The following is a 14,745-nucleotide window of genomic DNA, read 5'->3' on the forward strand; positions in this document are numbered from 1 at the left end:
AGCGCGTGCTTTCTGCCGAAAAACATCGTAATACTCGTCCAAGTTTGTGATCCACCGCGGTCCTTGAAACCGCGAGCGGAGGATAGAATGCCAGCCGTGCAAGAGACGGTCGAGCGCGTGAAGCGCATCGACGTCGATCAGTATCGTTATGGGTTTGAGACCCTGATCGAGTCCGACAAGGCCCCCAAGGGACTGTCGGAAGAGACCGTCAAGTTCATCTCCGAGAAGAAGAACGAACCCGCCTGGATGCTCCAGTGGCGGCTCGAGGCCTATCGGCGCTGGCTGACCATGACCGAGCCTACCTGGGCGCGCGTCGACTATCCCAAGATCGACTTCCAGGACCTCTATTACTACGCGGCGCCGAAGCCGAAGAAGACGGTCACCTCGCTCGACGAGATCGATCCGGAGATTCTGAAGACCTACGAGAAGCTCGGCATTCCCCTGCGGGAAGTCGCGATGCTCGAAGGCGTCGAGCCGAAGCCCGGCGAGGAAGATCCGGCCCGGCGCAAGATCGCGGTCGACGCGGTCTTCGATTCGGTCTCGGTTGCGACCACGTTCAAGGCCGAGCTGAAGAAGGCCGGCGTGATCTTCATGCCGATCTCGGAGGCGATCCGCGAGCATCCCGAGCTGGTGCAGAAATATCTGGGCTCGGTGGTTCCGACCTCGGACAATTTCTACGCGACGCTGAACTCGGCGGTGTTCTCCGACGGCTCGTTCGTCTACGTGCCGCCGGGCGTGCGCTGCCCGATGGAGCTGTCGACCTATTTCCGCATCAACGAGCGCAACACCGGCCAGTTCGAGCGCACGCTGATCATCGCCGACAAGGGTTCTTACGTCAGCTATCTCGAAGGCTGCACCGCGCCGCAGCGCGATGAGAACCAGCTGCACGCCGCCGTGGTCGAGCTCGTTGCGCACGATGATGCCGAGATCAAATACTCGACGGTGCAGAACTGGTATCCCGGCAATTCGGAAGGCAAGGGCGGCATCTACAATTTCGTCACCAAGCGTGGCGACTGCCGTGGCGACCGGTCCAAGATTTCCTGGACCCAGGTCGAGACCGGCTCCGCCATCACCTGGAAGTACCCGAGCTGCATCCTGCGTGGCGACAATTCCAGCGGTGAGTTCTACTCGATCGCGATCTCGAACGGTTTCCAGCAGGTCGATTCGGGCACCAAGATGATCCACCTCGGCAAGAACACGTCGAGCCGGATCATCTCGAAGGGCATCGCCGCCGGCAAGTCGCAGAACACCTATCGCGGGCTCGTCACCGCGCACCGGAAAGCGACCGGCGCGCGCAACTTCACGGCGTGCGATTCCCTGTTGATCGGTGACAAATGCGGCGCGCACACCGTGCCGTATATCGAGGCCAAAAACTCCTCGGCGACGTTCGAGCACGAGGCGACGACCTCGAAGATCTCCGAGGACGTGCTGTTCTATTGCATCCAGCGCGGCCTCACCCAGGAAGAAGCCGTCGGCCTCGTCGTCAACGGTTTCGTCAAGGACGTGCTTCAGCAGCTGCCGATGGAATTCGCGGTGGAAGCGCAGAAGCTGATCTCGATCTCGCTTGAAGGGTCGGTCGGCTAATCGCCGACCCTCGCGGTGCGCTACGGCGCTCCATGCATCATTTGAATAGACTGGACACCAAGATGGCTTTGCTTGAAGTGAAGGATTTGAAGGTTCGTGTCGAAGAGCGTGAGATCCTCCACGGGCTGACGCTGACCGTGAACGAGGGCGAGGTTCACGCGATCATGGGGCCGAACGGCTCCGGCAAATCGACGCTCTCCCACGTCATCGCCGGCAAGCCCGGCTACGAGGTTACCGACGGCCAGATCCTGTTCAAGGGCGAGGACCTGCTGGAGATGGATCCCAACGAGCGCGCCGCGAAGGGCGTGTTCCTGGCGTTCCAGTATCCGGTCGAGATTCCCGGCGTCGCCACCATGACCTTCCTGCGCACCGCACTGAACGCGCAGCGCAAGGCGCGCGGCGAAAGCGAATATTCGACCCCGGACTTCCTGAGGAAGGTCCGCGAGGTCTCGAAGTCGCTGAACATCCCGCAGGACATGCTCAAGCGCGGCGTCAATGTCGGCTTCTCCGGCGGTGAGAAGAAGCGCAACGAGGTGCTGCAGATGGCGCTGTTCGAGCCGAGCCTGTGCATCCTCGACGAGATGGATTCCGGCCTCGACATCGACGCGCTGCGCATTGCGGCCGACGGCGTCAACGCGCTGCGCTCGCCCAAGCGCGCGATGGTCGTCATCACCCATTATCAGCGGCTGCTGAACTACATCGTGCCCGACGTCGTGCACGTGATGTCGAAGGGCCGTGTCGTGAAGAGCGGCGGCAAGGACTTGGCGCTGGAGCTGGAAGCGTCCGGCTACGCCCAGTTCGAGGATGCCGCGTAAGGAATTTTAGGATGAACGTTGCTGTGGCAAAGACCGGAAACGGCCGTGCGGTGAGCGATCTCTTCGCCAGCGCCGAAGGCCGCCTGCCGGGTTCGCCTTCTGTGATCGCGGTACGCCGCGAGGCGTTCGAGACCTATGAGCGTCTCGGCCTGCCGCATCGCCGGATCGAGGAATGGAAATACACCGACCTGCGTGCACTGGTCGGCGAGGTGCTGCCGCTTGCAGCCAGCCCCGATGCGGCCGCGCTGAAGCGTGCCGCGGATGCCGTCAAGGCGCATGCGATCGAAGGCGCCCGCAAGCTGGTGCTGGTCGACGGCGTGTTCGCGGCCGATCTCTCCGACGTCAAGGCGCTTGCCTCTGAGGCGGGCCTCAAGATGCTGCGGGAAGCGCTGGAGAAGGACGCAGGTCTCCTGAAGACCGCGGCCACCGATGCCGTGATCGCGCTGAATGCGGCGCTGGCAACCGACGGCGTCGTGTTGTCGATCGCCGACGGTGCGCAGCTGTCCGCGCCGATCCAGATCATCCACATCGCGACCGCTTCGTCCGCGTCGGCTTTCAGCCGTTCACAGATCGCGGTCGGGAACGGCGCTCGCGCCACCATCATCGAGAGCTTTGTTGCGGCCGGTGCCAAGGCCTACCAGGTCAACGACGCCGTCATCCTCTCGGTCGGCGACAATGCCGACGTCGCGCATATCCGCCTGTTGGACGATGCACCCGACGCAGTGAATGTGACTTCGCAGTTCGTCACGGTCGGCGCGAACACGAAGCTCAATTTCTTCAACATGACGACTGGCGCTGCCGTCAGCCGCCTCCAGGGCTTCATCACGATGGCGGGCGAGGGCAGCGACCTCTCCGTCAACGGCGTGAACCTGCTCCAGAAGACCGAGCACGGCGACACCACGCTGGTGGTCGATCATGCCGTGCCGAACTGCGTCAGCCGCGAGGTCTTCCGCGCGGTGATCGACGATCGCGCCCATTCGGTGTTCCAGGGCCGCATCATCGTCCGTCCCGACGCGCAGAAGACCGACGGCAAGATGATGACCCGCGCGCTGCTGCTTTCGGACGAAGCCGAGGCCGACAACAAGCCGGAGCTCGAGATCTTCGCCGATGACGTCTCCTGCGGCCACGGCGCCACTGCCGGCGCGCTCGACGACAGCCTGCTGTTCTACCTGAAGGCGCGCGGCCTCCCGGAGAAGCAGGCCCAGGCGCTGCTGATCCAGGCTTTCGTGGGTGAGGCGATCGAGCAGATCGCCGATGACGGTTTGCGCGAGCACGTGATCGGTATCGCCGAGCGCTGGCTGGAGCGGCGCCAATGAGCACGCATCCCGCAGTCAAGAACGGTGCCTACGACGTCGCACGCGTGCGCCAGGATTTTCCGGCGCTCGCCATGCAGGTCTACGGCAAGCCGCTGGTCTATCTCGACAACGCCGCCTCGGCGCAGAAGCCGAGCGCCGTGCTCGACCGCATGACGCAGGCCTATACGTCCGAATACGCCAACGTGCATCGCGGCCTGCATTACCTCGCCAATGCCGCCACCGAGGCCTATGAGGGCGGTCGCAGCAAGGTTGCGCAGTTCATCAACGCGCCGCGGACCGAAGAGGTCATCTTCACCCGCAACGCGACGGAGGCGATCAACCTCGTCGCGTCGTCCTGGGGCGAACCGAACATCAAAGAGGGCGACGAGATCGTCATCTCGATCATGGAGCACCACTCCAACATCGTGCCGTGGCATTTCCTCAGGGAACGCCATGGCGCCGTGATCAAGTGGGCGCCGGTCGACGACGAGGGTAACTTCCTCATCGACGAGTTCGAGAAGCTGCTGACGTCGAAGACCAAGCTGGTCGCGATCACGCAGATGTCGAACGCGCTCGGCACCATTGTGCCGATCAAGGACGTCGTGAAAATCGCCCACGCCCGCGGCATTCCCGTGCTCGTCGACGGCAGCCAGGGTGCAGTGCATCTGCCTGTCGACGTCCAGGATCTCGGCTGCGATTTCTATGTCTTTACCGGCCACAAGGTCTACGGGCCGACCGGCATCGGCATCCTCTGGGCCAAGTACGACCACCTCGTCGCGATGCGTCCCTATAACGGCGGCGGCGAGATGATCCGCGAGGTCTCGCGCGACATCGTCACCTATGGCGATCCCCCGCACAAGTTCGAGGCCGGCACGCCCGCGATCGTCGAGGCCGTGGGCCTTGGCGCGGCCATCGACTACGTCAGTTCGATCGGCAAGGAGCGCATCGCCGCCCACGAGCACGATCTCACCACCTACGCCCAGGACCGGCTGCGCGAGATCAATTCGCTGCGGCTGATCGGCACCGCCCGGGGCAAGGGCCCGGTGATCTCCTTCGAGCTCAAGGGCGCCCACGCCCACGACGTCGCCACCGTGATCGACCGCCAGGGCATCGCCGTGCGCGCCGGCACCCATTGCGTGATGCCGCTTTTAGAGCGGTTCAACGTGACTGCCACCTGCCGGGCGTCGTTCGGCATGTATAATACGCGGGAAGAAGTCGATCATCTGGCACAGGCGCTGTTGAAGGCGCGGGATTTGTTCGCATGAGTGACACGGCCGAAGTCAAAGCCAATCCGATGGAGACCCAGTCGGCGCTGCCGCCTGAGGAGACCGAGCGTCTCACCACCGAGATCATCGCGGGCCTCAAGACCGTGTTCGATCCGGAGATCCCGGCTGACATCTACGAACTCGGCCTGATCTACAAGGTCGAGATCAAGGACGACCGCTCGGTTGACGTCCAGATGACGCTGACGACGCCGAACTGCCCGGCTGCCGGCGAGCTCCCGACCATGGTCGAGAACGCGGTCGCCAGCGTCCCCGGCGTCGGCGTGGTCGACGTCAAGGTCGTCTGGGAGCCGCCGTGGTCGCCGGAACGCATGAGCGACGAGGCCCGCCTCGTGCTCAACATGTGGTGACGCGTAACTCTGGCATTGAATTCGCTCAGCAACGGACCACATCACTGACATGACACAGATATCGTCCGGCCCAACACCAGCATCCACTCCGAAACCGCGGCGCCCGCGTCCGCAGGTGATGCGGCTGACCGATGCCGCCGCCCAGCGCATCAGCGAGCTGACGAGCCGCGCCGATTCCGAGATCGTGGGCCTGCGCGTCGGCGTGAAGAACGGCGGCTGTGCCGGCCAGTCCTACACGGTCGAATACGCCCATGATGTCCGCCCGACCGACGAGGTCGTCGAGGACAAGGGCGTCAAGATCCTGGTCGATCCCAAGGCCGTGCTGTTCCTGCTCGGCACCGAGATGGACTACAAGGCCGACAAGATGCAGGCCCAGTTCGTCTTCAACAACCCCAACCAGGTCTCCGCCTGCGGCTGCGGCGAGTCGGTCGAGCTGCGGCCCGCGAAGATCGACGGGTAAGTCGCTGTCGTCCCCGCGAACGCGGGGACCCATACCGCGTGATCTGGCGATGACGCTAGGTATCAGTACCAAGCTTTCCTGGCTGGTAGTCTTCGCTAAACTCCTCCCTGTGGTTATGGGTCCCCGCGTTCGCGGGGACGACCGTGGGGAGACAGCTTGGCCATGGACCGCGAATTCCTGATCGACCTGTTCGCCGATTTCGGCCCCGTCACCATCCGAAAAATGTTCTCCGGCTACGGCATCTCCGCCGACGGCATCAACTTCGCGCTCGCCTTGCGCGCGGGCCTGTTCTTCCGCGCCGACGAGGTCACCATCCCGGACTTTGAAGCGGAAGGCTCGAAGCCGTTCCAGTATTCGACCCGCGCCAAAACCGTGCTGGTGAATTCCTATTGGGAATTGCCGGCGCGCCTGTTCGACGATTCCGAGGAGCTTGCGCAATGGGCGAGGGCAGCGCTCGCCACCGCCCAGCGCGCCAAGGTGAAGAAGCGGCCGAAGGGGAAGAAGGCGGTGGCGAAGAAAACGCCGGCGAAGAAGACTGTGAAGAAGCGAGCAGCCAAGAAAGCGGTTCGTAGGGTGGGCAAAGCGACTCGTCCGCCGTAGCTCGTAGAGCGAAGGCGGAAGCGTGCCCACCGTTCAGGATAAAGGTGCTGGAGAGATGGTGGGCACGGCGCCTGCGCGCCTTTGCCCACCCTACGAGACCTCAGTCCACCGCCTTGGTCAGTCCGACCCTCATGTCCTTGGCCATGAAGACGCAGACTCCATCGGCAAGCACACGACCGCCGGCAATTCCGAGCACCAGCTTGCCGCGCCGGACCATACGCATGGCGACCTCGTAGCGCACGCAGCCCGTGTCGGGTGTGATGGATCCCGTGACGTCGACCTCGCCGACGCCGATGGCGCGGCCCTTGCCCGGTGAACCCGACCAGCCGAGCCAGTAGCCGATCATCTGCCACATCGCATCCAGGCAGAGACTTCCCGGCATCATCGCGTCACCGCGATAGTGGGAATCGAAGAACCAGTGGCCGGGCACAATGTCGAGCTCGCCGACTATGTGGCCCTTGCCGAACTCGCCGCCGTCCAGGCTGATCTCGGTGATGCGATCCATCATGAGCATCGGCGGGGCCGGCAATTGCGCGTTGCCCGGGCCGAAATAGCCGCCGTCGCTCGATCTCAGCAGTTCATCCCTGGTGTACGACGGCTGCGGTGTGTGAAAGTCATGGGGATTGGGCAAGACGACAAGTCCTCTCGACGCTCGTAGTCGGGCGGCGGGGAAGATGTCGTTCGGCGGGTTGGAATGTCAAGCGCCGGCCGTTTCTTCGGCGCGCTGCTTCGGCGTCAGGCCACCCGGCTGTGCGACTCGATCGCGAACTCCGGATCGGCCTCGCAGATCACGCGGTTGCGCCCGTTGCGCTTGGCGGCATAGAGGCAGGCATCGGCACGCTCGATCAGTGCGTCGGGATCGTCGCCCTGCTTGAGCATGGAGACGCCGACGGAGATGGTGACGCGGCCGAGGATCTCGCCGGTCGATTTCTTCTTCAATTCCTTCGCCATCACGGCGCGGCGGATGTGATCTGCAACGGTGAGGGCCTGGCGCAGCGCCGTGTTGGGCAGCAGGACCGCGAATTCCTCGCCGCCATAGCGCGCGGTGATGTCCTGTCCCTTGATGGTCTGCTTCATGGACAGGCCGACCAGCCGCAACACCTGGTCGCCGGTGAGATGGCCGTAGGAATCGTTGAACGATTTGAAATGATCGATGTCGAACAGCAGCAGCGACAGTGGCTCGCCCGAGGCGAGCGCGCTCTGCACGGCCATGCCGATCATGCGATCGAAATATTTGCGATTGCCCAATCCCGTAAGCGGATCGGTCAGGCTCTCGGCGCGGATCGCCTCCAGGCTCTGCTGGAGATTGCTGATCTCGTTCTTGGACAGGGTCAGCCGGTCTTCCAGCGCCTTGTTGGTCTCGCGCATCTCGCTGGTCGAACGCAGCAGCGTCTCGACGATCGACTTGATCTGGTCGCGGTTCTTGGCCGACGACAGTTGCTCGGTCGCGCCCGACAGGCTGGCATCGTAGGAGCCGGTCATCCCGAGCGCTTCGCTCAGCACCGTCATCACGTCGTCGATCTCGCCGATGACGCGTGCGCCGACCTTGTCGATGCGGTCGGTGGTCTTGATGTGGGAAAGATAGGTCTCGTAGATCTGCTCGAGATCGCCTTCGGTCAGCTTGCCGTGGCGCGCCAGCGTCTCGTTGATGATCTTGTTGAGCGGCGCGTTATAGCCGGTGGCGTAGACGTACCAGATCTCGTAATTGCGGGGAATTGCAGTCTGTCGAAGCGAGCGGATCTGACCGAGAGCCACTTCGGCGAACGCCATCGTGCGTTCGTGTTCGTCGAGCACCTTGACCACTGAACATACCCCACAGCGGTCGGTGCGCCATCGACCGCAGCAATACTTAAATTATGTTCGCAGGCTAACGGACGATCGTGAACGCTCTGTAAACAGACGTTCGCGAATGCATCAGAATAAGTGTGAAGCGGCTCTGCTCAACCGAACCTGAGTCGCGCCGGCGCGTCAGGCGCCGGCGGGAGAACGCACTGGCCGGAGCAGAAACGCCGGAAGGTGCGAGTGATCGCCGGGCTCGGTATCGGCCTCGCGCTGGCGGCGCGGCTCGGGGCGGCCGATCGACGGCACATGCGATGGATTGGCTTGCTGGCGCGATCCACCGCGCGGCTCCGATGATTGCTTCGCTTCACGCGGAGGCCTCGCCTCCCGTGCGGGCCTCGGCTCACGTGCAGGTCTCGCTTCAGGAGCGGGCTGTGTCTCTGCGGAAGGCCTCGCCTCGCCGCGCGGTTCGCGGGGCTCGTGGCTGCGCTCACGATCGCGGCCACGCTGCGGCTTGCCGCGTCCGCCGCGGGAACGTTCACGGTCGCGCCCGCGCGGTTCGCGCGAACGTGCGCTCTGCTCGCCTGCGTCCGCGGGCACTTCGAAATCGCCCTCGGCGCGCGGAATGCTCTGGCCGATCAGCTTCTCGATCGCCACCATCGACTTCTGGTCGAGCGGCGTCACGAGCGAGATCGCCATACCGGACCGGCCGGCGCGGCCGGTGCGGCCGACGCGGTGAACATAGTCGTCGGGGTGGTGGGGGACGTCGAAATTGAAGACGTGGCTGACCTCAGGGATGTCGAGGCCGCGGGCGGCAACATCGGAGGCGACCAGCAGCGGCAGTTCGCCCTTGCGGAACTGTTCGAGCGCCGCCGTGCGGGCCGACTGGTCCATGTCGCCATGCAGGGCGCCGACGCTGAAACCATGCTTTTGCAGTGATTTGTGAACGACGGCGACCTCGCGCTTGCGATTGCAGAAGATGATCGCGTTCTGGAGATCCTTGGCCTCGCGCAGCAGGCGTCGCAGCAATTCACGCTTCTCATGCGCCTCGCGCCCGGCCGGGACCTGACACTGCGTGACGGTCACGGCGGTGGTGGCGGGCTTGGAGACCTCGACCTTCTGCGGATTATGCAGGAAGGTCTCGGTGATGCGCCGGATTTCCGGCGGCATGGTCGCGGTGAAGAACAGGGTCTGCCGCGTGAACGGGACGAGCTTGCAGACGCGCTCGATGTCGGGAATGAAGCCCATGTCCAGCATGCGGTCGGCTTCGTCGATGACGAGCAGCTCGACGCCGGTGAGCAGCAGGCCGCCGCGCTCGGTGTGGTCGAGCAGGCGGCCGGGGGTGGCGATCAGCACGTCGACGCCGCGCGTCAGCTTGGCATCCTGGTCGCCGAAGGATACGCCGCCGATCAGCAGGGCGACGTTGAGCTTCTGGCCGGCGCCGTAGCGGTCGAAGTTTTCCTTCACCTGCGCCGCGAGCTCGCGGGTCGGCTCCAGGATCAGCGTGCGCGGCATGCGCGCGCGGGCGCGACCCTTTTCGAGGATGGTGAGCATCGGCAGCACGAAGGCCGCGGTCTTGCCGGTGCCGGTCTGGGCGATGCCGAGCACATCCTTGCGTGCGAGGACGTGGGGGATCGCCTGTTCCTGAATGGGGGTGGGGGTGGTGTAACCGGTGGCCGCCACTGCGGCGAGGACTTTTTCAGACAGTCCGAGATTTGAAAAGGACATTGAGCCTCTGGTCGAAACCGCCGTTCGGAATCGAGAGTAATTAAGGCTGTCGCGTTCCACCCCGAAACGGCGCGCTCTCAAAGAAGCTGGGGGTGCTGACTCACGCGAACAAAGCGCAAGGCTCAAGAATCGGTCTTCGATCTGAGCCGCGTCGCCCTGGAACATAGGCGGGAATCGGCCAAAGTCAATGGAGCGGGCGCGGGAAGACCCTAAAAAACCTGAGGTTTTTGCTCAAATAGCGGGCCCGACTGGGCTTTTCCGCCTCCACCGTCAACCGGGCGATAGCTGCCGGAGGGACGGCTAACGCCCCTCCGGGCCCCGGGCCCGGAAATCGCCGGGGGCCATTCCGTAGGCGGCGTTGAAGACCCGGTAATAGGTCGCCAGGCTCTCGAAGCCGCAGGAGGTCGCGATATCAGCGATCAGCCGGTCCGGCGCCTCGCGCATCAGGCGGCGGCTCTGTTTCAGGCGTTCGTCCGTCACGGTCTGCGAAAAGCTCTTCGCCGCGGCTTCGAACAGCATGTGCAGGTGACGCACGGACACACCGAGCTGGTCAGCCACCATCGTCGGCGCCAGATCGGGGTCTTGCAGATAGCGCGCGATCAGGCGACGCGCCTGTGAGAGCCGGGCGGTCCGCAGCGCGGCCTGCCCACGGCGGCTGCCGGGCCGCACGATGCCGCGCTCGATCAGCGCCAGATGGGCCAAGGCCTGGACGAGCGAGGCTTGATCCAAGGCCTGATCCAAGGAGGTCTGGGCGACTGAGGTCGCATCAGTGGCGCCGTTATCGCCTGCGGCGGCCTCATCGAGGTCGGCGAAGCAGGCGCCGAGCAGGGGCGCCAGGCCGGGATCGTTGAACGTCCGGGGCGCAAGCTCGCGCATGCGCCTGTCCTGCGTGGAGAGGCTGCTCACGGGGATCTTCAGGATGCGCAGGTGGAAGCCGCCTGCGCCGAGCGGCGCGGTGCGATAGGGCTGGTCGGTATGGCTGGTGGCGAAGCTGCCGTTGGCGATCGCAAAGTCGCCGGTGCGCATGCCGCCGAACCAGCCGCCGCTGCCGAGCTGCTGGTAGACGCAGATGCTGTCGCCGGGCGCGTAGGCGATGTCGGAGTTGCTGCGCTCGACCGTGTAGTGCGACGCCTTCAGCTCGACGAGCCCACCGCCGCCGAGCTGGCGCAGCGAGAATTCGCCGTAGAAGTCCGCGCGGCGCTCGCGCTCGAGTTCGGCGGTGACGCCGAACAGGCCCTTGGACCGGACCTCGCGCCAATAGTCGAACCGGTCATGCGGCTCGACCTCGTTAGTACACCATCGATACACGGCAGCCCCCGCTTGCAGCGCAGCTTCCTAGAAAAAGCAGATTCCGGAGGAATCTGCCATAGTCCAGATGACGGAACCCGTGGGCTCTGCGCGTTGAACCGTCGATATGGCTGGACCGACTATCATCAACGGCAGAGGGTTCCAATGAATCGCTGTTCGAGGGGGCCGGCGGAGCGCCGTTCTGCAACGGGAATTTTACGATGACGCGTCGGCTTTTCAGAATTCTGGCGGCCCTTGGCCTTGCGGTGAGCCTGAGCGGCTTCGCGCTGCCCGCACAAGCCGAGAAGCGCGTTGCGCTCGTCGTCGGCAACAACGACTACAGGAACGTCCCCAAGCTCCTCAAGGCGGTCAACGACGCCCGCACCATGGGCGATACACTGAAGCAGCTCGGTTTCTCGGTGATGGTCGCCGAGAACCAGAGCCGGCAGCAATTCTCCGAGACGCTGCTCGCGTTCGACAGGACGATCGAGCCCGGCGACACCGCATTCTTCTTCTACGCCGGCCACGGCTTCGAGATCGCGGGCCAGAACTACCTGTTGCCGACTGACGTACCGGCGGCGACCGAAGGGCAGGAAGAGCTGGTGCGCGACGCTTCCATCCTGGCCGACCGCATCGTCGAGCGCCTTCAGAACAAGAAGGCGCGCACGTCGATTCTGGTGTTCGACGCCTGCCGCAACAACCCGTTCGAGCGCAAAGGCACCCGCGCGGTCGCCGGCGGCGGCGGCCTCGCGCCGATGGTGCAGCTGCCCGAAGGCGTGTTCTCGGTGTTCTCCGCAGGTCCCCGCCAGACCGCACTCGATCGTCTCTCCAACGACGACGCCAATCCCAATTCGGTGTTCACGCGCACCTTCGCCAAGGAGCTGCTCCAGCCCGGCGAGAACCTGGTGCAGGTGGCGCAGCGCACCCGCCGTCTCGTCAGCGAGATGGCCGACACCGTCAAGCACAGGCAGGTGCCGGTCTATTTCGACCAGATGGTCGACGACGTCTTCCTCAGCGGCGTTGCCAAGGACGCGACGGCCGCTGCGCGCCCGGCCGATCCGCCGCCGCAGAAGCTCGCGGCTCTCCCGCCGGTGTCGGTACCGCGCGTGCCGAAGGAAGAAACCACCAACGCGCCGATCGCCAGCTTCTCGCGCCACAATGGCGGCTGGAGCGTGGTGTTCTCCTTCGCCGACCCGACGCTCGGTATTTCCTGGCGCATGGCCGGCAATGGCGATTTCCGCGAGACCGGCTTCATCGACACGCTCGATCCGCGCACGCGCAAGCGGATGCCGAACCCGTCGATCGAATTGCCGCCGGATGCGCAGGCCGGCACCATCGAGGTCCGCTATGTCGATCAGTCCGGCGACATGCAGGGGCCATTCCCGATCAAGTTCGATCCCGAGGCCGCGCTGATCCGCGACCAGCGCAAGATTCTCGACATGACCGCGACGAGCTGGCTGTCGTTCCGCGAGTTCAACGGGCTGCTCGTCTATTACACGCATCTCGTGTCCTACCGGTGCGCCATCCGCGAGGTGCGCATCGGCATCGACACCGCCGTTCCGAACCAGGTGTTGAAGATGCCGGGCTGCGACATGCGCGATCCCAGCGCGATCAGCGCCGGCATGCCGCTCTACATGAAGCTTGCCCCGGCGACGCAGTTCGTCTCGGTGGAACTGACCTACCGCGATGGCAGCGTGTCGGAAATCAAGAGTTTTCGGGCCGCGAACCGCAGCAACAACTGAGCGGTCTGCCATTGTTGGGCGGCGAGCGCAGTTGGCGCGGGAAACTAGCCGCGACGCTTCCCGATGTAGCGCTTGATGGCGTCGATCGCTTCCATCAAGGGCGGCGCAAGCGAGAAGAACGTCCCCATGGCGATCGAGATGACCACATGGCGAAGCAGGACCTTCTCCTGTTCCTCGAACGGATAGCCGTTCTGGTCGATCCGTGCCGGCGCGAGCGTTCCCGCCTCCTGAGGATCCGGCTTCCGCGGCTTGCGCGGCGGCAGCATGATCACGACGAAAAGCACGTTGATCAGCAGCCAGATGCCAAGCACTATCAGTATGGTGCGCAACGCGGGATCATCCTGAAATCAATCGAAATTATCAGCAACGCTACCGGCCATTCGGCATTGCGGCAAACCAATTCCGGCTTGTTGCACCGCACAGAGTACTAAAGTTGTAAGCGAGGAGTTGATGACGGAATCTGATACCCCAGAGCAGACCGTGCGTCACTCCGTGAGAGCCCGATGTTGCATCGTCGGCGGCGGGCCGGCCGGCATGATGCTCGGCTATCTCCTGGGACGCGCCGGCATCGACGTCGTGGTGCTGGAGAAGCATGCGGATTTCTTCCGCGACTTTCGCGGCGATACCGTGCATCCCTCGACGCTCCAGGTGATGGATGAGCTCGGCCTGATCGATGGGTTCCTGAAGCTGCCGCACCAGCGCCTGCAGATGATGGACGGCCTGTTTGGCGGCACGCCCGTGCGGATCGCCGATCTCCGCCGGCTCCGCACCAAGTACCCGTTCATTGCCTTCATGCCGCAATGGGACTTCCTGAATTTCCTGCGTGAGGCCGGCCAGCGCTTCGCCTCGCTCAAGGTGATGATGAATACGGAAGCCGTCGATCTGATCCGTCGCGGCGAGACCATCGCCGGCGTGCGCGCGATGACGCCGGATGGGCCGATCGACATCGAAGCCGATCTCACCATTGCCTGCGATGGCCGGCATTCGACGGTGCGCGAGCGTGCGGGGCTCCGCGTCGAGGAGATCGGCGCGCCGATGGACGTGCTGTGGTTCCGCGTCGGCCGCAAGGCGGACGAGACCGAGAACCTGTTCGCGCGCGTCGAGCCCGGAAAGATGATGGTCACGTTCGACCGCGGCGACTATTGGCAGTGCGCCTATGTCATCGCGAAGGGACAATACGAGGCAGTGAAGGCGAGGGGATTGCAGGCGCTGCTCGACGACGTCGTGCGCATGGCGCCGATCCTTCGATCCGGCATTGCCGATGTGAAGAGCTTTGACGACGTCAAGCTGCTCACCGTCGCGATCAACCGCCTGGCGCGCTGGACGCGGCCGGGCCTGCTTCTCATCGGCGATGCCGCGCACGCGATGTCGCCGGTCGGCGGCGTCGGCGTCAATCTCGCCGTGCAGGACGCAGTTGCGACCGCCAATTTGCTGGCCGACAAGCTTCGGCAGGGCTGCCCAACCGAGAATGAACTCGATGCCGTGCGCCGACGCCGCGAATTCCCGGTGAGGATGACGCAGCGCATGCAGATGATCGTGCAGAACAACATCATCAGCGGCGCCCTGCAGGGCGCCGATCGGCCGCTGAAGGTGCCGCTGGTCGTGCGCCTGATCACTGCGCTGCCATGGCTTCAGGGTATTCCGGCGCGCCTGATTGCGCTCGGCGTGCGGCCCGAGCATGTGCAGTCCAAGGCCGCGCCGGCATCGTAGTGCAGGAGGTCGGTAGGGATAACGCGGCGTTAAATCGCGCGCCGCGCGTTGCGTGCGTGCAACAGCGCAAACGGATTCACGTCGCGCCGCTTGCCAATCCGGCGTCTTAACT

The 14,745-nt window shown here is 64.3% G+C and carries 14 protein-coding genes; 9 read left to right on the forward strand and 5 right to left on the reverse strand.

Features of this window, described 5'->3' with window-relative positions; translation table 11 throughout:
- Positions 1-87 precede the first annotated feature (87 nt).
- The 7 genes from sufB (at position 88) to AB4Z51_RS05880 (ending at position 6,387) form a co-directional block, all read left to right on the forward strand.
- A complete protein-coding gene (sufB, locus tag AB4Z51_RS05850) occupies positions 88-1,584 on the forward strand; it encodes a Fe-S cluster assembly protein SufB (RefSeq protein WP_135213508.1) in 1,497 nt (498 codons plus the stop codon).
- Between the two features lie 62 nt (positions 1,585-1,646).
- Positions 1,647-2,399 carry a Fe-S cluster assembly ATPase SufC gene (gene sufC, locus AB4Z51_RS05855; protein ID WP_028161255.1) on the forward strand — a complete coding sequence of 251 codons (753 nt, stop codon included), beginning with the start codon at positions 1,647-1,649 and terminating at the stop codon, positions 2,397-2,399.
- Positions 2,400-2,410: 11 nt separating this feature from the next.
- Positions 2,411-3,715 (forward strand): Fe-S cluster assembly protein SufD, encoded by a 1,305-nt coding sequence (gene sufD, locus AB4Z51_RS05860; RefSeq protein ID WP_354075584.1) that lies wholly within the window; start codon positions 2,411-2,413, stop codon positions 3,713-3,715.
- Positions 3,712-4,959, forward strand: a complete 1,248-nt coding sequence (locus AB4Z51_RS05865; RefSeq protein WP_135213510.1) for a cysteine desulfurase — start codon at positions 3,712-3,714, stop codon at positions 4,957-4,959. Before sufD ends, AB4Z51_RS05865 begins: the two co-directional genes overlap by 4 nt.
- Positions 4,956-5,327 (forward strand): SUF system Fe-S cluster assembly protein, encoded by a 372-nt coding sequence (locus tag AB4Z51_RS05870; protein ID WP_014495549.1) that lies wholly within the window; start codon positions 4,956-4,958, stop codon positions 5,325-5,327. Before AB4Z51_RS05865 ends, AB4Z51_RS05870 begins: the two co-directional genes overlap by 4 nt.
- Positions 5,328-5,376: 49 nt before the next feature.
- A complete protein-coding gene (locus AB4Z51_RS05875; RefSeq protein ID WP_071914312.1) occupies positions 5,377-5,787 on the forward strand; it encodes a HesB/IscA family protein in 411 nt (136 codons plus the stop codon).
- A gap of 162 nt (positions 5,788-5,949) precedes the next feature.
- Positions 5,950-6,387: a TfoX/Sxy family protein gene (locus tag AB4Z51_RS05880; protein WP_135213511.1), complete on the forward strand. Its 438-nt coding sequence runs from the start codon at positions 5,950-5,952 to the stop codon at positions 6,385-6,387.
- A 100-nt stretch (positions 6,388-6,487) separates the two neighbouring features.
- On the opposite strand, the gene fabA is transcribed toward AB4Z51_RS05880, so the two are convergent.
- The 4 genes from fabA to AB4Z51_RS05900 all read right to left on the reverse strand — a co-directional run bounded on the left by fabA (position 6,488) and on the right by AB4Z51_RS05900 (position 11,202).
- Positions 6,488-7,018 (reverse strand): bifunctional 3-hydroxydecanoyl-ACP dehydratase/trans-2-decenoyl-ACP isomerase, encoded by a 531-nt coding sequence (gene fabA / locus AB4Z51_RS05885; protein ID WP_135213512.1) that lies wholly within the window; start codon positions 7,016-7,018, stop codon positions 6,488-6,490.
- Positions 7,019-7,122: 104 nt separating this feature from the next.
- Positions 7,123-8,190, reverse strand: coding sequence for a GGDEF domain-containing protein (locus AB4Z51_RS05890; RefSeq protein WP_039149102.1), 1,068 nt, complete (start codon positions 8,188-8,190; stop codon positions 7,123-7,125).
- Between the two features lie 165 nt (positions 8,191-8,355).
- Positions 8,356-9,894: a DEAD/DEAH box helicase gene (locus AB4Z51_RS05895; protein ID WP_063983517.1), complete on the reverse strand. Its 1,539-nt coding sequence runs from the start codon at positions 9,892-9,894 to the stop codon at positions 8,356-8,358.
- A gap of 300 nt (positions 9,895-10,194) precedes the next feature.
- Positions 10,195-11,202: a helix-turn-helix transcriptional regulator gene (locus tag AB4Z51_RS05900; protein WP_135213513.1), complete on the reverse strand. Its 1,008-nt coding sequence runs from the start codon at positions 11,200-11,202 to the stop codon at positions 10,195-10,197.
- Between the two features lie 200 nt (positions 11,203-11,402).
- Between AB4Z51_RS05900 and AB4Z51_RS05905 the strand changes: the two genes are divergently transcribed.
- On the forward strand, positions 11,403-12,923 hold the full coding sequence (locus tag AB4Z51_RS05905; RefSeq protein ID WP_441497158.1) for a caspase family protein: 1,521 nt from the start codon (positions 11,403-11,405) through the stop codon (positions 12,921-12,923).
- A 44-nt stretch (positions 12,924-12,967) separates the two neighbouring features.
- On the opposite strand, the gene AB4Z51_RS05910 is transcribed toward AB4Z51_RS05905, so the two are convergent.
- Positions 12,968-13,252, reverse strand: a complete 285-nt coding sequence (locus AB4Z51_RS05910) for a hypothetical protein (RefSeq protein ID WP_063983514.1) — start codon at positions 13,250-13,252, stop codon at positions 12,968-12,970.
- 121 nt (positions 13,253-13,373) lie between these two features.
- Between AB4Z51_RS05910 and AB4Z51_RS05915 the strand changes: the two genes are divergently transcribed.
- Complete coding sequence (locus AB4Z51_RS05915; protein ID WP_135213515.1) at positions 13,374-14,633, forward strand: FAD-dependent oxidoreductase; 1,260 nt, start codon at positions 13,374-13,376, stop codon at positions 14,631-14,633.
- Positions 14,634-14,745 lie beyond the last annotated feature (112 nt).

The organism is Bradyrhizobium sp. 2TAF36, assembly GCF_052114925.1.
GTDB lineage: Bacteria > Pseudomonadota > Alphaproteobacteria > Rhizobiales > Xanthobacteraceae > Bradyrhizobium > Bradyrhizobium barranii.